Below are 18693 nucleotides of genomic sequence, written 5' to 3'. Positions count from 1 at the left end.
AACATTATTTTTTTCTGCTGTTTCATTTATGTGTATTGTTTGATACGATTATATGTAATTCATAATAATCGAAAAAAGGAGCATTTGCGATGATTTACCCATATAAAGATAAATCCCCAACAATCGACCCGACCGTTTTTGTTGCAGATTATGTAACGATTACAGGTGATGTTACGATTGGTGCACACTCAACGATTTGGTTTAACACGGTTATCCGCGGTGATGTAAACAAGACGATTATCGGCGAACGCGTAAGTATTCAAGATTTAAGCTGCTTACATCAAAGTCCACTAGCACCACTCATTATTGAAGATGAAGTAACAGTTGGCCATCAAGTAACACTACATAGCTGTACGATTAAAAAACGTGCATTAATCGGCATGGGTTCAATCATTTTAGACGGTGCTGAAATTGGTGAAGGTGCATTCATTGGCGCTGGCTCACTTGTACCACCTGGCAAAAAAATCCCACCAAACACATTAGCGATGGGCTCTCCAGTAAAAGTCGTACGCGAAATTACGGAAGAAGATCGCAAAGATATGGACCGTATTATTCGTGAATACGTGGAAAAAGGTCAGTATTACAAATCATTACAAAAATAATACTACGTACATAAAAAGAGGCACTAACGAATACACATTCGTTAGTGCCTCTTTTCTATAAATTATAAACCAGCTTTTGCTTGTAATGTTGCTGCTTTATCTGTTGCTTCCCAAGGTACATTTAAGTCTGTACGACCGAAGTGACCGTAAGCTGCTGTTTGTTTGTAAATTGGACGACGTAAATCTAACATTTTGATGATACCTGCTGGACGTAAGTCAAACTCTTCACGGATCCATGCTACGATTTGCTCTGAATCCACTTTACCTGTACCGAATGTATCAACAGCGATTGATACTGGTTGTGCAACACCGATTGCATATGCAAGTTGTACTTCTGCACGGTCTGCTAAACCAGCCGCTACGATATTTTTCGCTACGTAACGTGCTGCATATGCAGCTGAACGGTCAACTTTTGTTGCGTCCTTACCAGAGAATGCACCGCCACCGTGACGTGCATAACCACCGTACGTATCAACGATGATTTTACGACCCGTTAAACCTGCATCACCTTTAGGTCCACCAATTACGAAACGACCTGTTGGGTTAATGAAGTATTTAGTATTGTCATCTAATAATTCAGCCGGTACAACTTCTGCAATGACATGCTTTTTCATATCTGCTTGAATTTGCTCTAATGTTGCTTCTTCATCATGTTGTGTTGAAATAACGATTGTATCCACACGTACTGGTGTGTTGTTTTCATCGTACTCAATTGTTACTTGTGTTTTACCATCTGGACGTAAATAGTTTAATGTACCGTTTTTACGCACTTCTGTTAAACGACGTGCTAATTTATGTGCTAATGAAATTGGCATCGGCATAAGTTCTGGTGTTTCGTTACATGCATAACCAAACATTAAACCTTGGTCGCCTGCACCAATTGCTTCTAATTCTTCATCTGTCATTGAACCTTCACGAGCTTCTAATGCTTGGTCTACACCTTGTGCGATGTCAGGAGATTGCTCACCTACTGCTACAAGTACTGCTAAGTTTTCTGCATCAAAGCCGTATTTCCCACGTGTATAACCAATTTCAGCAACTGTATCACGGATAATCCCTTTCATATCTACATATGTAGATGTTGTGATTTCACCTGATACTAATACTAAACCAGTTGTTACTGTTGTTTCACATGCTACGCGTGCATTTGGGTCTGCTGCTAAAATGGCATCTAAAATCGCATCTGAAATTTGGTCACAAATTTTATCTGGATGCCCTTCTGTTACACTCTCTGAAGTAAATAATCGACGTTGCGTCATGGAAAAATTCCTCCTAATATATCTTGGCGGAAATGCCGCCCGAATTTGATACGGTACTCGTTACCCATGTTTAGTCCCCTCAATTAGTTGATTGGACGCCAAGCCACTGCCGCTTTTCACACGAGGATTCGAAAGATATATAATAAGGAAGAAACATTAAAAAGCCATCACGTAAACATTTCACGTATATGCGCTAGTTGTCATCACTTTTGAAAAATAGTTTCTTAGTAACGAAAAAATGCTTTCTCCCTCTTTATAAAGATGTTATGATGATGCCTAACACCTTAAAAATAAAAAATCCCTTCGCCCACATTACATGAGGAAAGGGTTTCAATTCTCGTTTACCTTTCACTCTTATCGTTCAAGGAAGATCCTTGCATCAGGTTGGCACCAACACGCTATACGTCAACGTATATTGCAGGTTGCCGGGTTTCATAGGGCCTGACCCTCCACCAGCTCGGGATAAGAGTATCCGTTCAATTCCCCATGATACGAAAAAATAGTGGCACTGTCAACTACTTCATACATATTTGTCAATTCTCTCACATTCTCAAAAAAGGGCAAAAATAAATCCCACATTAGTATAGACTATTTCAGTTAATGTGTTATACTATTTTTAAATTTAGTTAATTCAAACACCCACGGAATTCGTTGGGAGCACATAAAAGGATGGTAGAATCGAATGAACTCAGTAGAAATTAAAAACGAACTGAATGAACTTTTAAACGGTCAAAATATCCGCACACAGCTATCAGTACCTCAATTAGTTGAACGTGCAACAGCGCGCGGTGAAGCAGTATTAACAGTAGAAGGTGCATTACGCGCAGAAACTGGTAAATACACTGGTCGTTCACCAAAAGATAAATTTATCGTCGAAGAAGCAAGCACTAAAGACCAAATTGATTGGGGCAAAGTGAACCAACCAATTTCTGCGGAAGTATTCGATAACTTATATGTGAAAGTAGTAAACTTCTTAAAAGAGCAAGAAGAAGTGTTCGTATTCAACGGTTACGCTGGCGCAGACAAAGAATCTCGCATAGCAATCCAAGTTGTAAACGAATTTGCTTGGCACAACCTATTTGCCCACCAATTATTCATTCGCCCAACAGCGGAAGAATTACCAACACATCTTGCAGATTTCACAATCGTATCTGCACCATCATTTAAAGCAGACCCTGCTGTTGATGGCACAAACTCAGAAGCATTTATCATTACATCAATGGAAAAGAAAATCATCTTAATCGGTGGTACTGAGTACGGCGGCGAAATGAAAAAATCAATCTTCGGTATTATGAATCACATTTTACCACAAAAAGATATTTTCCCAATGCACTGTTCTGCAAACGTTGGTGAAGAAGGCGATGTAGCATTATTCTTCGGTTTATCAGGCACTGGTAAAACGACGTTATCAGCAGATGCAGACCGTAAATTAATCGGTGATGATGAGCACGGTTGGTCAGATAATGGCGTATTTAACGTTGAAGGCGGCTGCTACGCAAAAACAATTAACTTATCAGCAGAAAACGAACCAGAAATTTATAACGCAATCAAATTTGGTGCGGTATTAGAAAACGTAGTGGTAGACGAAGAAACACGCGTATGTAACTATGATGACGGTTCTTTAACAGAAAATACACGTGTAGCGTATCCAATCGACTACATTGACAATATTGTATTACCATCAGTTGCAGGTCACCCAAATACAATTATCTTCTTAACAGCAGATGCATTTGGTGTATTACCTCCAATCTCTAAATTAACAAAAGAACAAGCAATGTACCACTTCTTAAGCGGCTTCACATCGAAGTTAGCAGGTACTGAGCGCGGTGTTACTGAGCCAGAACCAGTATTCTCTACATGCTTCGGTTCTCCATTCCTACCATTACCAGCAACAGTTTACGCTGATATGTTAGGTAAGAAAATTGATGAGTACGGTGCACAAGTGTTCTTAGTAAACACTGGTTGGACTGGCGGTGGTTACGGTGTAGGTTCTCGTATGAAACTTTCTTACACACGTACAATGGTTCGTGCAGCTATCGACGGTAAATTAAACGACGTAGCAACAGTTCAAGATGAAGTATTCGGCTTACACATTCCTCAACACGTTGAAGGTGTACCAACAGAAGTATTAAACCCACGCGATGCATGGGCTGATAAAGCTGCTTATGATGCACAAGCAAAACAATTAGCAGATTTATTCAATGCAAACTTCCAAAAGTTCACAAACGTTTCTGAAGAAATCACATCTAAAGGTGCTCCTTTAGTAAAATAATTATTCGATTCAAGCGATTGAGACAGAAAATAGCCTTCAGCAACTCTGCTGAAGGCTATTTTTATGTTGCTCATGCGATACCTCATCGTAAAACACATTGCTATTCCCGTTAATGTTACCGCCTGTGTCGGGACGCACGAGCAAATGTTTATCAGAAACAAGATGCTATCTCGGACGCTTTTTTATATCCTACTTACGTATTTTTTGTCCATTTATTGAACGATGAACAAAAGTTCACAGACAATGTTGAACAGTTTATGTACTGTTACAAGCACGCCTTTTCACTTATTTCCCTCTATAGTACGATAACGAAAAAAAGAGAAAGAAGAATGAGCGATGGCATTTTTTACAGTTTCAACAACTTTTCATATTTTCACATGGGTTACTGCATGTTTATTATTTTTTGTACTGCTTTTTAAAAACGAGCACCCTCGCCCGCTTCAACTAACATTACACTCTTTCTATGCACTTATCATTATTTCTGGAACACTTCTTGTGCTAGAAGCGATGAATTACGGCTACTTTTTACAATATGCCACAAAATTTTTTGTCGGCGCCTTATTAATTATAGCGATGGAGCTTTGCTTACATAAAAAGCGGACACAGCAATCGACGCGGACACTTTTAATGATAATGACAGCGTTATTTTTAGTGATTGCTTGGCTCGGCTTTACATTGCCAATGGGGTACGCGTTTTAAACAACGAAAAAGGAATGTCCGAGCTTTACATATCGGACATTCCTTTTATTGTGCCTTCATCCATTTACATAAATCACGCACCGTCTGTCGGTTAAGTGCTGGGCCATAATGATGCTTCTGCCCTTCTGTTATCCATGTTTCGACCTGTTTATCGAGCACGCGAGCGCAGCCTGCTAAAAAGTATGCATGTTCAATATCGACATGCTCATCATGTGTCCCGTGAATAATTAATAGCGGCGCTTGTACATAATTTAAGGCAAACAACGGTGTACGCGCAGCGTAACGCGCTGGATACTTCATCGGCGTACCGCCAATAATGCGCTTTAATGTCCGACGCATATCGACACGCTCCTCATATAAATAAGTCACATCACTAACGCCTGCCCATGTCACAACGGACGTAATGTCATCGCTCATAGCAGCAAGCCACAGTGCCATAATGCCTCCGCGTGAAAAGCCGTATACGTGAATGCGTGACGATGAGCAAAATTGCTTTAACACATCGACTGCATATAGCGCATCATAGCGGTCATCTCCAGCAAACTCGTCGCGCCCGTGTCCCCCGCGATTACCGCGATAATACGGAGCAAACACGATAAAACCTTGCTGTGCAAATTGCGCAATACGGGCAGCGCGCACCATACCGACATGCTGTAGCCCGCCGCGTAAATAAACAAGTCCTTCATACGTACCTGACGCTTTTGGCTCTGCTAATAATCCTTTTACAGACACACCTCGTGAGCTATATGTAATTTCGGTTAGCTTTACGCTATCATGTGGTGAAGGATATGGACGATGCGTAATCATGTCACCATTTATAATCACTACACTTCACCTCTTGCAGTAGCATTTGCATCCCATCGTCTTGCATATAAAAGCTTAGTGGTTGTGCTTTAAAAACAGCTGACTCCTCTAACCACGCCATGCCAACTGTTTCAAAATCATTCGGCAATGGCTCTTGTGATGCAAATCGCGCTAAAAATACCGTTTTACTAAATAGTGGCTCTGCATGTACGGCATATTCTGCAAACCATGTCACATCGGTTACATGTACACCCGTTTCTTCGTACACTTCCCGAATCGCCGCTTCCACTAACGTTTCTCCTAGCTCCACTTTGCCTCCTGGAAATTCTGTGCCGCGCACTTTATGTTGCGTCGTTAACCATTTCCCCTCATGCTGTACTAACACGAGTACATGCTTGCTTGCAACGTCAAAAGTATGTGGCATAAAACTTAATTCAACTTTACAGCCACGCAAATCTTCAAATGTAAACATCGTTATCACTCCTCCAATTTAGTGTAGCACGATTTGTCAAAACACGCTTTTTTGAATTTTTGCGGTATAATAAAGATACTTTGTTAAATGAGGTGAATCATTATGGCACTTTCTTTGCCTGTAATTTTCTTTATTATGCTTTTTTTATTCCTTGCTGGTGCAGTTACAGTATTTATAGCCTTTAAAAAAGATGCAGCAAAACAAATTGAACAACAACAGCAACAACAGCATGGTCGCAAATCATGAATAAACTCATGATCGGTGGTATTCGACTATACCAAAAATTCATTTCACCCATGCTACCGCCATCTTGTCGCTTTCATCCTACATGTTCACATTACGGGATTGAAGCATTTCAAAAGCACGGTGTTATAAAAGGCTTTTTACTGACTGTGTTTCGCGTTTCAAAATGTCACCCACTCCATAAAGGCGGCTTTGACCCCGTCCCTGAAAAATGGCCCTCGAAAAAATAATTTTCGAGGGCTTGCTTTTTGTTTTATGTTGCGGTATAGTTATCAACGTTAAATAAAACGTAATGATTACTATTTGAATTTTTGAGGAGTGTCCAATATATGAAAAAACGATTTTTTGCTTCAGCAGCACTTGCCGCAATGCTACTTGCCGCTTGTGGTGATGATGCCGCAACAACAGAAACGACAACAACTGAACAAAACGAGGTACAACAAGAAACATTAAATGTGTATACAACCGTTTATCCACTAAGCTATTTTGCAGAGCGCATCGGTGGCGACTATGTCAATGTCCAGTCGATTTATCCTCCAGGCTCAAATGAACATACATTTGAACCGACACAACAAGATATGATGAAGCTTGCAGATGCGGATACATTCTTCTATATCGGCTTAGGCTTAGAAGGCTTTGTTGAGAAAGCACAGCAAACACTTGCGAATGAAGATGTGAAAATGATTGCAGCCGGTGACAATGTAACGGAAGAGCAATTACACATTAGTGAAGGCCACTCGCACGGTGAAGAAGAGGCACATGACGACCATGATCATGAAGGACATGCACATGACGAAGAAGAGGTGCATGACGACCACGACCACGGTGAGCATGACCCACACGTTTGGCTATCACCAACGATTGCGCAAACATTAGCGGCCTCTGTTAAAGACCAATTAATTGCCCAAATGCCAGAACAGCAAGAAACATTTACAGCAAACTACGACGCATTGATTGCCGATTTAGAACAAATCAACACACACTATAAAGAGATGGCTGCTGCCGCTTCTTCTAAAACATTTTTCGTATCGCATGCAGCATTTGGCTATATCGCTGGTGAATACGGCTTAGAGCAAGTTGCCGTTGCAGGGTTAAACTCTCAAGCCGAGCCATCACAAAAAGAGTTAACAAAAATCGTTGACCAAGCAAAGGCGCAAAACGTGCAATATATTTTATTCGAACAAAATGTGTCATCGAAGCTTGCCGAAGTGATTCAAAATGAAGTTGGCGCACAGTCGTTAACACTGCATAACTTAAGTGTATTAACACAAGAAGATATTGATGCAGGTAAAGATTATCTTTCACTAATGGAAGAAAATATCGAAACATTAAAAACAGCATTACAATAAGCATGTTTAATAAAAAACCTCTTTTGGGAATATTTGATTACAATCACGTATTTCTGAAAGGGGTTTTTGTATGCTTTTACACGAAGGTTCATTATTTTGGCCAAAAACTGTAGCACCTATCCTATACGAAAAACCACTCTGTATGCGACACGTTTATGACGTTGCCATTGTTGGCGCTGGTATGAGTGGTGCTTTATGTGCGCATCAATTGCAACAGGCAGGCTATACGGTTGCGCTGATTGATAGCCATGAACCGGCAAGCAATAGTACTGCTGCCAATACCGGTTTACTGCAATATGCCAATGATATTATGCTGCATGAGCTAGCAGAAAAAATTGGCGTTGTCGATGCCGTAACATTTTACAAACGATGCGTACAAGCGATGAGTGACTTACAAAAGCTTGCTGGGCAACTCCATCGTGATGTTGACTTTATTGAGCGTCCAAGTGTGTGCTACGCCAGCACAAAAGAAGACGCGAAAAAATTAGAGCGTGAATATGACATGCTGCAACAACATGGCTTCCGTTGTGACTTTTGGACAAAAAAACAAGTCCAACAGCACATGGGCTTCAAAAAACATGCTGCACTCGTGACGTACGGTGATGCGGAAGTGAATCCAGTGAAATTCGTCCATGCCATTTTACAAAAGCTGATTGACGATGGCTTGCATGTTTTTTCAAATACACACGTTCACAACATCCAACACGGTGACACCATCACCCTTGAAACAACGACTGGTACAATCCGTGCAAAACATGTTGTATATGCAGTTGGTTACAGTCCTCTGCCGGTTGACCATTTAATTGGCGCCAATATTCGTCGCTCGTACGCCCTTGTTACGCAAGCAACAACCGCTCCTTTTTGGCATGAACGCGCACTTATTTGGGAAACTGCACGACCATATTTGTATTTACGTACAACCGTCGATAATCGACTTGTCATCGGTGGCTTAGATGAAGCATTTTCAAAACCGACAACGTCACCACGAAAACGGAAGAAGCAGGCTAAAAAATTATTACAGGAAGTCAAAAAGCTGTTCCCTCACCTGCAACTACAGGCCGAGTTTGTGTACTGTGCCTCGTTCGGTGAATCCCGTGACGCACTACCGTATATTGGGCCACATCCTGATTATGCGAATGAATTCTACATTGCTGGCTATGGTGGGAATGGAACGGTTTATAGCATGATTGCAGCTGATGAAATTACGCAACAACTGCAACAACACTACACCGCAATTTCAGCGATTGTGTCGACAAAACGTGTCACCGGTATTCAAACTATATAAAAATAAAAAAGACGATGCGCTACAACTATCAAAATACGTCGTAGTTCATCGCTTTTTTCTGTTAGCCTTGAGGTCGGTAATCTATTAACTTACGACGCATCACTTTATTCGCACCGTTGCGTGGTAATGTATCGATCACATAAAAATATTTTGGCACTTTATATTTCGCTAGCTTTTGTAAGCAGTATGCACGTAGCTCTTCCATTGGCACTGCTTGCTTTAACACAACACATGCCATTGGTACTTGCCCCCATACATCATCTTCCACACCACATACACCCGCTTCTAACACCGCTGGATGCCCGTGTAAGACGTTTTCGATTTCCGCCGGATAAATATTCTCTCCACCCGAGATGATTAAGTCTGCGCGGCGGTCTACAACGTATAAATAGCCTTCATCATCTAAATACCCGATATCGCCTGATGCGAGCCAGCCATCCTCAGTTGCCGGACGCGCTGCGAAACGTCCAATATAGCCCGGTGTGACATGTGGTCCTTGAATACAAATTTCTCCCTTTTCAAATGGCTTCGTCGCTCCAGCAATACGAATCGCATTAAAAAATAATGGCTTCCCTGCAGACCCTAGTTTACGAGTGGCATCTTCTGCGCCTAATGTTGCTGTTTGCGAAGCCGTTTCCGTCATGCCATATGTTTGAGACACGGCGAGCTGTAAACGCGCCGCACGCTGTAAATAACGCTCGGGCAACGGACCGCCTCCTGCTAACGCAACAATAAAACGAGCATGCGCTTGCTGTCCTTGCGCCTCTAGCACATCGAGTAGACGTCCAAGCATAACGGCAACGACCGAAATATGTGTGACCTGTCCATTCGCAATTTGATTTGCCGCCGTCACCGCATCAAATTTTTCATATAAATCGACAGTCATCCCGTATACAAGTGACTTCGTTAACGTTGAAAACCCACTAATATGAAAAATTGGTGAGGCACATAGCCAACAATCATCGGCGCGCACACCTAAATTTAGTGCTGAGGCAAGTGCTGACGCTTCATGATTACGCACTGTTTGTCGAACGCCCTTTGGATAGCCTGTCGTACCAGACGTATACATAATCGTCATCGTTGCATCTTTTTGCCAAAGCGGTGCAGGTGTAAAGGATGTCAGTGGTGCTTCGTGAATAGCATCGAATGTATGCACTTGCTCATGCGCAATCGCTGTCACCAGTCGTTTGTCTGCAAATACGAACTGTGCCGCGCTATCCGTTAATTGATACGCTAATTCATCCGGTGCTAAACGATGGTTTAGTAGGACTAACTCCACTTGTACATGCATACACGCATATAACAGCACGACGAGCTCTTTCGTTGAATAACCTAAAATGGCAACACGGTCATACGGTTTGACACCTAAGCCGTGTAATCGACTTGCGAGCTGTAACGCTTCTTCATGTATTTCTTTAAATGTCCATGACTGCCCTTCAAAACGCAATGCTTCACGATGTGGTGTTAAATAGGCACGCTGTAGTAACCAGTTCGGCATTGTTTCCACTACTCATCTCTCCTTTTTCAAAATGAAAGAAAGGGACCTTGCTACTGGCGTAACAAGCTCCCTACCTTTATTCTATCATGCCGCTAAATCAAGGGAAACGTGGGAATTGACCGAAGTCAGGTTGACGTTTTTCTTTGAATGCGTCACGGCCTTCTTTTGCTTCATCTGTTGTGTAGTAAAGAAGTGTCGCGTCACCAGCTAATTGCTGGATACCTGCTAAACCGTCTGTATCTGCGTTCATTGCAGCTTTTAAGAAACGTAAAGCTGTTGGAGACATTTGTAACATCTCTTCACACCATTGTACTGTTTCATCTTCAAGCTGTGCGTAAGGAACAACTGTGTTTACTAAGCCCATATCAAGCGCTTCTTGTGCACCGTATTGACGGCATAAATACCAGATTTCACGCGCTTTTTTGTGACCTACGATACGTGCTAAGTAGCCTGAACCGTAACCAGCATCGAATGAACCAACTTTTGGTCCTGTTTGACCGAATTTTGCATTGTCTGCAGCGATTGTTAAATCACATACTACGTGTAATACGTGACCACCACCGATTGCATAACCAGCTACCATCGCCACAACTGGCTTTGGAATTTTACGAATTAATGTTTGTAAATCTAATACGTTTAAACGAGGGATTTGGTCGTCGCCTACATAACCGCCATGGCCGCGTACTTTTTGGTCGCCGCCTGAACAGAATGCATGCTCACCTTCACCTGTTAAAATAATTACACCAACGCGCTCATCGTCACGTGCACGAGAGAATGCGTCAATCATTTCAGCCGTTGTTTTCGGGCGGAATGCATTGCGTACTTCTGGACGGTTAATCGTAATTTTTGCGATGCCGTTGTATAGCTCATACTTAATATCTTCATATGTATGAAGCGTAGTCCATTCACGAGTCATGAATAGTTCCTCCTAAAATTGAATTTGTGTCCATAAAAACAAAGTGGTTTAAATTTTCACGTAAGCGAAATTGCTTCCTTTACCATTGTAGCAAATTGTGTGAGATTTTCCACATGAATTGCATGTCCAACGTCAGGAATTACAAGATGTGTAACGTTTTCTAGATGCTTTTCCATTTTTTCAGCAAGCACGCAAAATTTTTCATCATGCGCACCTGTTAGCAGTAACACAGGCATTGTTAATGTATCCAATACATGCCAGTTAGAAGGCTGTACACCTGTACCAAAACCACGTAAACTATTTGCTAATCCATGCGAGCGCTGCGATAAACGCTCTTGTCGCACCGCTTGTTGTACAGCAGCGGGCAAATGTTTTTGTGTCGCAAAAAGTGGAATGTTTTCCCATGTATTAACAAACGCTTCAACACCATCCTGCTCAATGCGTTGTGCAAGTGCGTCATCCGCTTCTTTTCGCTCAGCGCGTGCTTGGTCATCGGCAAGCCCAGGTGATGCACTTTCAAGAATAAGTTGTTCAACATACTGTGGATAGCGCGTCGCAAAACTTAACGCGAGACGCCCGCCCATTGAGTAGCCAAGCAAAATAACCGAACGTAGCTGAAGTGTATCGAAAAACTGACGTAAACTATCAACTTGTGCCTCAGCCGTATATAATACCGTATCCATCGGTGCAGATGTATGACCATGCCCAATTAAATCGACGGCAATAATGCGCGTAGTCGGCAACGCTTCTGCAAACTGCGCCCATGTGTCCTTCGTGCCGGTAAAACCGTGCAAACAAACAATTGTCTGTTCACACTGTTCATGCCAAACTGTATATGCGTAATCAACACTGCCAATCGTTAGCTTTGCCATGTTTTAATCCCCATCATAATTTGTTGCCACAATGCGCGGTGAGCAAATGTATTATCATCGCGGTTTGTAAACACTTCAATTAAACGAATTTTTGTACGTGGCGTTTGCATAATGCCATATAGCTCCTGCACATTATGCACAGCGATATGCTCAAAACTATACATCGCTGCGATATGTTCAAATGTTAAAGCAGTTGGTGTACCAAACAGTTCCTCATAATGCTGTGGTACTTTCGCTTGTGGTAAATACGAGAAGATACCTCCACCATCATTATTCATCACAACAATATCTAAATTACACGCCTGATAACGCGTTGCCAGTAAGCCGCTTATATCGTGTAAAAAGGCTAAATCTCCAATCACTAGCACGGTGTTTCGTTCGTTTTTCTGACTAAAGCCAATCGCTGTTGACACAACACCATCAATGCCGTTTGCACCGCGATTTGCGAATACACGTACATCACGTGTTGTCGGCAAGAAAAACGTATCAATATCGCGAATCGGCATACTACTGCTCACGAAAAGGTCCGTTTCTTCCGGTACACCTGCTAGTAAATGGCTCATTGCTGCCCCTTCATCAACCGCACCATCAATATAATGCTCGATATATTCCATTGCGAGCTCATTCACATCACGCCACTCTTCGACATATGCCGACTCAATGGCTGTCGTAATCGGTAGCTTCGTTAACCATTCACCAATTTGTGCCTGTATGACACATGTTGCCATCGCAATTGAATCACGGAACTTCACATTTTCATCGATAACAATATAATGCTCTGGCTGTGCTTCCTCAATAAACAATTGCACAAATTTTGATACAGGTTGTGCACCGAAACGAATCACCGTCTCTGGTCGCACAACTGCTTTAAATTCTGGACTTTTTAAAATCGCATCATACGTCGCAATCACATAGTCACGGCAATCAAGTGGAATATTGCCACGCATATTCGATAAGCTTTCGACTAAAACCGGCCATTTCATTTGACGAATAAACGCCCATATATGCGCATTATTTGTTTGCAACGCTTGCTCCCCAACAACAATAAAGCCACGCGCGGTTTTCGCAACAATATCACAAAGTGCTTGTTGCGCTTCAACTGGTGGTGTTAATGTTGCAGCAAATGTTTGCACATTAACTGCTGGTAGTACTTCTTGAAGATCAATCGTTAACGGCTCGCGGAACGGCACATTCATATGCACTGGTCCATACGGTGCGGACATCGCTGTTAATACTGCGCGTGCTGTATGCTGTGTAATGAATGGCAATGTTTGCGGCGCTTCATCTGGAATCGGAAAATCAACCGACCACTTCACATGCTGACCGTATAATTGCACTTGGTCAATCGCTTGCGGCGCACCAACTTCACGTAATTCATGCGGGCGGTCTGCCGTTAACACAATGAGTGGCACACACGCATATTTCGCTTCAATAATCGCTGGAAAATAGTTTGCGGCTGCTGTACCTGATGTACAAAGAAGCACAACCGGTTTTCCTGATGCTTTCGCTAAACCTAATGCATAAAATGCGGCTGCACGCTCGTCCACTTGACGATGTAATATTAAGTCATTTGCGGATGCAAACGCATATGCAAGCGGTGTCGAACGCGAGCCTGGGCTCACAACAACATCACGTACGCCACCTGCATAAAGCGTTGCTGCAATTTGATACACGTATTGTGTTAACACTTGACGATTACTCATCAATTTTGCCTCCTAATGCACGTAACATTGGTCTAAATTTCACCAATGTTTCCTCATATTCTGACTGCGCCTCTGAATCTGCTACAATGCCACCACCTGCATATAAATATGCATCTTTATTCGTAATAGCTGCAGAACGAATCGCCACTGCAAACTCACCGTTACCTTCCGCATCTAACCAACCAATTGGCGCTGCGTATAAACCACGGTTCATTGGCTCGTACTCGCGAATAATCGACATGGCTGCCTCTCGCGGTACGCCGCCTAATGCAGGTGTTGGATGTAAATGCTGTACTAAACTTAAAATCGTCGCTTCGTTACGTAAACGACCTTCTACTGGTGTAAATAAATGCTGAATATCACGAATTTTTAATAGCTGTGGGCCTGTCGGTAAATCTACTTCAGTACAATGTCTTTTAAAGGTATCCGCAATCATATCAACGACATACTGATGTTCACCTAAATTTTTCGCATCTTGTAGCAATGTCTGCCCTAACTGTGCATCTTCCTCATCCGTTGTGCCGCGCTTAATCGAACCCGCTACACATGATGAATACGCCTGTTTATTATCGACCTTTACAAGACGTTCTGGTGACGCTCCGAAGAAAAATAACTCTTCATGCTCTAAGCCAAATAAATAGCTATTTGGCTGTTCTGATAAAACTTGTGCCATCGTTTGCTCCGGTAATACCGCTTCATCAAACGTTAAAGCCAGTGGACGCGCAATTACGACCTTTTCTGCCTGTTGCTGCTGAATTAAGTCCGTTACACGGTCAATCGATGCTAAATATTCAATTTTATGTGGCTCAAAATAGCTTGTTGCTACCGGTTTTTTATAGCTTACTTGCTGCTGTGCTTGTTGAATCAGCGCATCGCGTTCATCGCGCAATGCTTGTATCGTTTTGTCGTCTACTTGAGCGTTCGTTACCGTTTGAATCGTTACGTAGCTACGTCCGTCACGCTCAACAAACTGAAATGTTGCAAGCGCAAAAAAGGCATCCGGAAACGTTGCCCATTCACTCGCAATTATATTTGCCGGGTCAAATGTAAAACCACCAAATAGCATCGGTTGTACATGTGCCACGCCTTCTTTATGCATAGATTGCGTTAATTGTTGCCATTGCTGTTCTACTGTTGTAAAACGTTCATGCTCACCTTGATGTGTAATTGTATATGCATGACCAAGACCAACAAGCGTTAAAGTTTTTTCTCGATTTTGCCAATAAAATCGTTTTTGCTGATAAGATGCTTGTCCTGCCGCAAAAAACGATAATGCAGAAAGATTCGCTACCTCAATTGTTTCCATATATAAAGTAGGTTTTGTTAATCCTTCTGTAGTGGCTTGTAACCACTTAGCTTGCATAAAAAATAACCTCCAATAAAAATGATGCTGTGTTATGAGCATCACGTTCGTCCAATCGTTCGCATTCTATTTTAACACATATTACGCAGTTCGCCTTGTTTTGATGTTTAGAATGTCACAAGAAAAATACAAACAAAATAAAAAACGTCAGCAATACGAAAAAGCATTGCTCACGTCTTCTTTATTTTATGCAGATGCATGCTCAACGCACGTTAAAGCGGTTGGCACAGCTTCTAAACGCTCATATGGAATCGGCTCACCACAAACTGTGCACGTACCATATGTCCCGTCTTTTATCGCCTGTAATGCAATCTCGACCTTTTCTAAATCCTCTTCCCGAAACTCTTCAAGCGCTTGGTCGACATATTCATCGGCTAAATCCGTTGCTTGGTCAGCAGGATGATTATCAACCGCCTCTAGCTCAACATTTTCGCCGTCGTCCTCATGCATCGTAATCCCTGCTTCTAGCGCCTCTTTCTCAGCAAGTAATTGCGCTTGTAATGTTTTTAATTGTTCATCAGTCATTGTCATCTGCCTCCTTCATCGTTGTATTTTTCATTCCCAACAATGAGGCATGTTCAAACATTTAGGCACGTGACGTATAACGCATAATCGCCTCGTAAAGTAACTGTGTTGCCCCTACTCCTGCACGCTCATCATAATACGCAGTAAAGCGCTCATCCGCAATGTACATCGATGCAAGTCCTGCATGTGCGACTGTTGTATATTTCGGCCAATACATGCTTAACCAACGCTTATGCAGTTCTGCAATTTCAAGCATCGTTTCGTCATCCTGCGCCACAAGCATATCTCGTAGTAAGCTAAATACTTGGCTTTCTAACCGTTGTGCTGCCTCGTATTGTACCTCGGTCATATCCTTCATCTTGCCATACGCGGCCATCACTGATTCCTCACCGTATTTTTGGCGAATCTCCTGTCCGTATGCTTGTTCATTTTGCTCGATTTGCTGCTTTTTAAAACCTTCAAATTGTTCATGCTGTGTCATCGTAACCTCTCCCTTTATATACTGTAATGTTTTTTCAACAGTATGCATCTTTTGCTCCAGTTGTTTAGCTTGCTGTTGTAATGCTACATAATGATTTTGTAACGCTTGCTCTAACGAAAACTGCTCATCGGTAATGAACGCTTGGATTTGCGGAAGCGACAAGCCCATATCGCGGTACAATAAAATTTGCTGTAGCACTAATGTTTGCTCAGGTGCATAAAGCCGATAGCCTGCGTCACTGTAGCTCGTCGGTTGGAATAAACCAATCGCGTCATAATGCCGTAATGTGCGTGTCGTTACACCCGATAAATCGGCTAATTGTTTAATTGTATACATGACTACTGCCTCCTTATAGCTATCATAAACGTTGACGTAACGGCAACGTCAAGCATAAAAAAGAGGCATTCGTTTACAAACGAATACCTCCCGCTGTTATTCCCACTTTTCACGGCGCTTTTTCTCCATAAAATTCGTCACACCTCGGTAAAGCGAACGACCAACAATTGTTGCTGATAATAAAATACCTGTAATTCCGAGCAACCATGCAATCCATTCAAAGACTGTATAACCAGCCATTTTATCCCACGCAATCGAACCTTGCCAATCTTCAATAATTAAATTCATACCGTATATACCTGATACAACGGTATACACCGTTAAAATAAAAAGGAAGCGACTTTGGCGTTCATCTTCTTGATCCTCTTGTAAACGATACAGCTCATCCAGTGTTTCGCGAATCTCCTCATACTGCTCATGAATGCGAAAGTGCTGACGCAGTAAATTCGATGTTTCACGTCCCTCTGTTCTTACAACAACTTCATCAAAATAATAACGGGACGCAAATTTCGTAATCGTTTCAATCAATTCATCGACGACATATTTATCTTTGCCCCACCGAATTTCACTATGCTCGAATGATAATTTAAGTAGCATAATTTTATAAAAGAAATGAATCAGCACATTATAATAACCGACGCTATAAAATTCACAGACACGCACTTCCGCGTCTTCCTTTGATTGATTTGTAATTTGCATATGTGCGGCATTCGATGTGATCTGGTACGTATGCGGCGCCCATCTATCTAACAAATGCTTCTCTAAATAACGTTTGACATATTCGGGATTACTCGTCGATATAAATGGTTCATTTTGTTCATCGGTACCATTTAGCTGCCCTAAGCGAAACAGCATTGTTTCATCAATCTGCTGTCCTTGTTCAGTACGCAAAAAGCCGCTCACAAACATGCGCTCATCTTCAAAAAATGGCATATGCGAATAATGTTTACCGAGCTTTTCATAATCAACAAAAAACTGTTCTAAAAATGGATAACACTCGGTTTTTAATAAATGGTCCACACGAGAATAAGAATTGCCATTATACGTATATAGCGCGCCTTTTTCCTCGTCTAAATGTGGCACAAGCACACGGAAAAAATGACAAAAATCAAGCACATCACTAAGGCGCGTTCGCTCATGTAACACAATACGCACCGCTATAAACGCTAAACCAAATGGCGCTAGCGTTAAATCCACACTGCTTAACGTAAAAGGCACAGACTTCCCTCGAACGTCCATTACCCCATTTTCATAAAAAGCTTTTGAAAAACGACTAAAGCTACGATGCTCCGGCTTTTCTGGAAACAGCTTATCTTCTAAAAACGGGTAAAAAAATTGTTGTAATGCTTGATGCGATATCGTATGCCCGCCGTAATATGCTTGACGCTTCTCTTCATCCTCTAACGAAAAGAACTCATATTCATATACGCTCAACATATCGAGTAGCTCCTGTCGCTTTGACATTCGGTACGTCACTGGATAATAAAAGATGAGTTCGGTTTCTTCTATATTAATTGACTCTAACTTCATAAAGCGTCACCTCTTAATTTAAAATTGCCATTTCCTGCACTTTGTAAACCACTCTCACTAATAATGAGCCGTTCGACCATTTTACTGGTCCTTTTCCTCTAGTCCCATTGCCAAAAATACAGCTACTCAGGTTGATTTTATAATGAATTTCTAAAATAACGTCGTTTTCATCGTGCTTTATTTGAATAGCATTGTTCTTAGTTAACTAGCCGTAATGTGCCTATTGATAAAAGGTTGTAACAGGCGTAGGCATTTCATGTATAGCTTGCCGATTTCTCAGTCTTTACGGGCATAATGGTTTGTCTAATACATCTTTTCCGTTATTTTATATGTTCGCAAACTCGAACGGTTTTTCCTGATAGTCGAACTTCATTGCCGCCCAATTCCATTCAATCTAATTTCCCTAAATAATAAAAAAGCACGCAGCAATAAATGCTACGCGCTTTTTTCGTATGACCCGTACGGGATTCGAACCCGTGTTACC

18 protein-coding genes and 1 riboswitch are annotated in these 18693 nt (G+C 41.9%); of the genes, 7 read left to right on the top strand and 11 right to left on the bottom strand.

All coding sequences use genetic code 11. The features are described from left to right. Positions 1-89: 89 nt before the first annotated feature. On the top strand, positions 90-602 hold the full coding sequence (locus tag A6M13_RS00080) for a gamma carbonic anhydrase (RefSeq protein WP_066542073.1): 513 nt from the start codon (positions 90-92) through the stop codon (positions 600-602). A gap of 62 nt (positions 603-664) precedes the next feature. Here the strand turns inward: A6M13_RS00080 and metK are convergent, their stop codons facing one another. Beyond that, positions 665-1861: a methionine adenosyltransferase gene (gene metK / locus A6M13_RS00075; RefSeq protein WP_066542072.1), complete on the bottom strand. Its 1197-nt coding sequence runs from the start codon at positions 1859-1861 to the stop codon at positions 665-667. Between the two features lie 351 nt (positions 1862-2212). Continuing rightward, a riboswitch (SAM riboswitch) is annotated at positions 2213-2330 on the bottom strand. 213 nt (positions 2331-2543) lie between these two features. Here metK and pckA point away from each other — a divergent pair. Further along, on the top strand, positions 2544-4133 hold the full coding sequence (gene pckA / locus A6M13_RS00070; protein ID WP_066542071.1) for a phosphoenolpyruvate carboxykinase (ATP): 1590 nt from the start codon (positions 2544-2546) through the stop codon (positions 4131-4133). 336 nt (positions 4134-4469) lie between these two features. Then, entirely contained in the window at positions 4470-4832 is a 363-nt protein-coding gene (locus A6M13_RS00065) for a DUF1516 family protein (RefSeq protein ID WP_066542070.1), read from the top strand. A gap of 45 nt (positions 4833-4877) precedes the next feature. Here the strand turns inward: A6M13_RS00065 and A6M13_RS00060 are convergent, their stop codons facing one another. Continuing rightward, complete coding sequence (locus tag A6M13_RS00060; RefSeq protein WP_141680877.1) at positions 4878-5657, bottom strand: alpha/beta hydrolase family protein; 780 nt, start codon at positions 5655-5657, stop codon at positions 4878-4880. Continuing rightward, entirely contained in the window at positions 5641-6108 is a 468-nt protein-coding gene (locus A6M13_RS00055; protein WP_066542069.1) for an NUDIX domain-containing protein, read from the bottom strand. The genes A6M13_RS00060 and A6M13_RS00055 overlap by 17 nt, the downstream gene beginning before the upstream one ends. A gap of 102 nt (positions 6109-6210) precedes the next feature. On the opposite strand from A6M13_RS00055, the gene A6M13_RS16175 reads away from it, so the two are divergent. The 4 genes from A6M13_RS16175 to A6M13_RS00045 all read left to right on the top strand — a co-directional run bounded on the left by A6M13_RS16175 (position 6211) and on the right by A6M13_RS00045 (position 8985). Next, on the top strand, positions 6211-6354 hold the full coding sequence (locus tag A6M13_RS16175; protein WP_169817398.1) for a hypothetical protein: 144 nt from the start codon (positions 6211-6213) through the stop codon (positions 6352-6354). Then, on the top strand, positions 6351-6581 hold the full coding sequence (gene yidD / locus A6M13_RS15925; protein WP_083998126.1) for a membrane protein insertion efficiency factor YidD: 231 nt from the start codon (positions 6351-6353) through the stop codon (positions 6579-6581). Before A6M13_RS16175 ends, yidD begins: the two co-directional genes overlap by 4 nt. A 99-nt stretch (positions 6582-6680) precedes the next feature. Continuing rightward, positions 6681-7700: a metal ABC transporter solute-binding protein, Zn/Mn family gene (locus A6M13_RS00050; protein WP_066542068.1), complete on the top strand. Its 1020-nt coding sequence runs from the start codon at positions 6681-6683 to the stop codon at positions 7698-7700. A 70-nt stretch (positions 7701-7770) separates the two neighbouring features. Next, positions 7771-8985, top strand: a complete 1215-nt coding sequence (locus A6M13_RS00045; protein ID WP_066542067.1) for an NAD(P)/FAD-dependent oxidoreductase — start codon at positions 7771-7773, stop codon at positions 8983-8985. A 61-nt stretch (positions 8986-9046) separates the two neighbouring features. Here the strand turns inward: A6M13_RS00045 and A6M13_RS00040 are convergent, their stop codons facing one another. From A6M13_RS00040 to A6M13_RS00005, 8 genes are all read right to left on the bottom strand, one after another. Next, positions 9047-10483, bottom strand: coding sequence for an o-succinylbenzoate--CoA ligase (locus tag A6M13_RS00040; protein WP_066542627.1), 1437 nt, complete (start codon positions 10481-10483; stop codon positions 9047-9049). 97 nt (positions 10484-10580) lie between these two features. After that, complete coding sequence (gene menB, locus A6M13_RS00035) at positions 10581-11399, bottom strand: 1,4-dihydroxy-2-naphthoyl-CoA synthase (protein WP_066542066.1); 819 nt, start codon at positions 11397-11399, stop codon at positions 10581-10583. 56 nt (positions 11400-11455) lie between these two features. Then, complete coding sequence (gene menH / locus A6M13_RS00030; RefSeq protein WP_066542065.1) at positions 11456-12271, bottom strand: 2-succinyl-6-hydroxy-2,4-cyclohexadiene-1-carboxylate synthase; 816 nt, start codon at positions 12269-12271, stop codon at positions 11456-11458. Next, the gene (gene menD / locus A6M13_RS00025; protein ID WP_066542064.1) at positions 12259-13974 is read right to left on the bottom strand and encodes a 2-succinyl-5-enolpyruvyl-6-hydroxy-3-cyclohexene-1-carboxylic-acid synthase; all 1716 of its coding nucleotides are present in this window, start codon (positions 13972-13974) and stop codon (positions 12259-12261) included. Before menD ends, menH begins: the two co-directional genes overlap by 13 nt. Next, positions 13967-15337 carry an isochorismate synthase gene (locus tag A6M13_RS00020; RefSeq protein ID WP_066542063.1) on the bottom strand — a complete coding sequence of 457 codons (1371 nt, stop codon included), beginning with the start codon at positions 15335-15337 and terminating at the stop codon, positions 13967-13969. Before A6M13_RS00020 ends, menD begins: the two co-directional genes overlap by 8 nt. Positions 15338-15523: 186 nt before the next feature. Then, complete coding sequence (locus A6M13_RS00015; RefSeq protein WP_066542062.1) at positions 15524-15862, bottom strand: TraR/DksA C4-type zinc finger protein; 339 nt, start codon at positions 15860-15862, stop codon at positions 15524-15526. Positions 15863-15923: 61 nt separating this feature from the next. Next, complete coding sequence (locus A6M13_RS00010; protein ID WP_066542061.1) at positions 15924-16679, bottom strand: MerR family transcriptional regulator; 756 nt, start codon at positions 16677-16679, stop codon at positions 15924-15926. A 96-nt stretch (positions 16680-16775) separates the two neighbouring features. Next, positions 16776-18209: a hypothetical protein gene (locus tag A6M13_RS00005; RefSeq protein WP_083998123.1), complete on the bottom strand. Its 1434-nt coding sequence runs from the start codon at positions 18207-18209 to the stop codon at positions 16776-16778. Positions 18210-18693 lie beyond the last annotated feature (484 nt).

Origin of the sequence: Caryophanon tenue (genome assembly GCF_001700315.1) — a bacterium.
In the GTDB taxonomy this organism is placed as follows: domain Bacteria; phylum Bacillota; class Bacilli; order Bacillales_A; family Planococcaceae; genus Caryophanon; species Caryophanon tenue.
This window is presented reverse-complemented; position numbering and strand designations above follow the sequence as displayed.

Coding starts and splice junctions, on each gene's coding strand:
- A6M13_RS16175 (WP_169817398.1), top strand. CDS start 6,211: ATGGCACTTTCTTTGCCTGTAATTTTCTTTATTATGCTTTTTTTATTC.
- menD (WP_066542064.1), bottom strand. CDS start 13,974: ATGAGTAATCGTCAAGTGTTAACACAATACGTGTATCAAATTGCAGCA.
- A6M13_RS00055 (WP_066542069.1), bottom strand. CDS start 6,108: ATGTTTACATTTGAAGATTTGCGTGGCTGTAAAGTTGAATTAAGTTTT.
- A6M13_RS00065 (WP_066542070.1), top strand. CDS start 4,470: ATGGCATTTTTTACAGTTTCAACAACTTTTCATATTTTCACATGGGTT.
- A6M13_RS00020 (WP_066542063.1), bottom strand. CDS start 15,337: ATGCAAGCTAAGTGGTTACAAGCCACTACAGAAGGATTAACAAAACCT.
- yidD (WP_083998126.1), top strand. CDS start 6,351: ATGAATAAACTCATGATCGGTGGTATTCGACTATACCAAAAATTCATT.
- A6M13_RS00015 (WP_066542062.1), bottom strand. CDS start 15,862: ATGACTGATGAACAATTAAAAACATTACAAGCGCAATTACTTGCTGAG.
- menB (WP_066542066.1), bottom strand. CDS start 11,399: ATGACTCGTGAATGGACTACGCTTCATACATATGAAGATATTAAGTAT.
- A6M13_RS00050 (WP_066542068.1), top strand. CDS start 6,681: ATGAAAAAACGATTTTTTGCTTCAGCAGCACTTGCCGCAATGCTACTT.
- A6M13_RS00045 (WP_066542067.1), top strand. CDS start 7,771: ATGCTTTTACACGAAGGTTCATTATTTTGGCCAAAAACTGTAGCACCT.
- menH (WP_066542065.1), bottom strand. CDS start 12,271: ATGGCAAAGCTAACGATTGGCAGTGTTGATTACGCATATACAGTTTGG.
- pckA (WP_066542071.1), top strand. CDS start 2,544: ATGAACTCAGTAGAAATTAAAAACGAACTGAATGAACTTTTAAACGGT.
- metK (WP_066542072.1), bottom strand. CDS start 1,861: ATGACGCAACGTCGATTATTTACTTCAGAGAGTGTAACAGAAGGGCAT.
- A6M13_RS00080 (WP_066542073.1), top strand. CDS start 90: ATGATTTACCCATATAAAGATAAATCCCCAACAATCGACCCGACCGTT.
- A6M13_RS00040 (WP_066542627.1), bottom strand. CDS start 10,483: ATGCCGAACTGGTTACTACAGCGTGCCTATTTAACACCACATCGTGAA.
- A6M13_RS00010 (WP_066542061.1), bottom strand. CDS start 16,679: ATGTATACAATTAAACAATTAGCCGATTTATCGGGTGTAACGACACGC.
- A6M13_RS00005 (WP_083998123.1), bottom strand. CDS start 18,209: ATGAAGTTAGAGTCAATTAATATAGAAGAAACCGAACTCATCTTTTAT.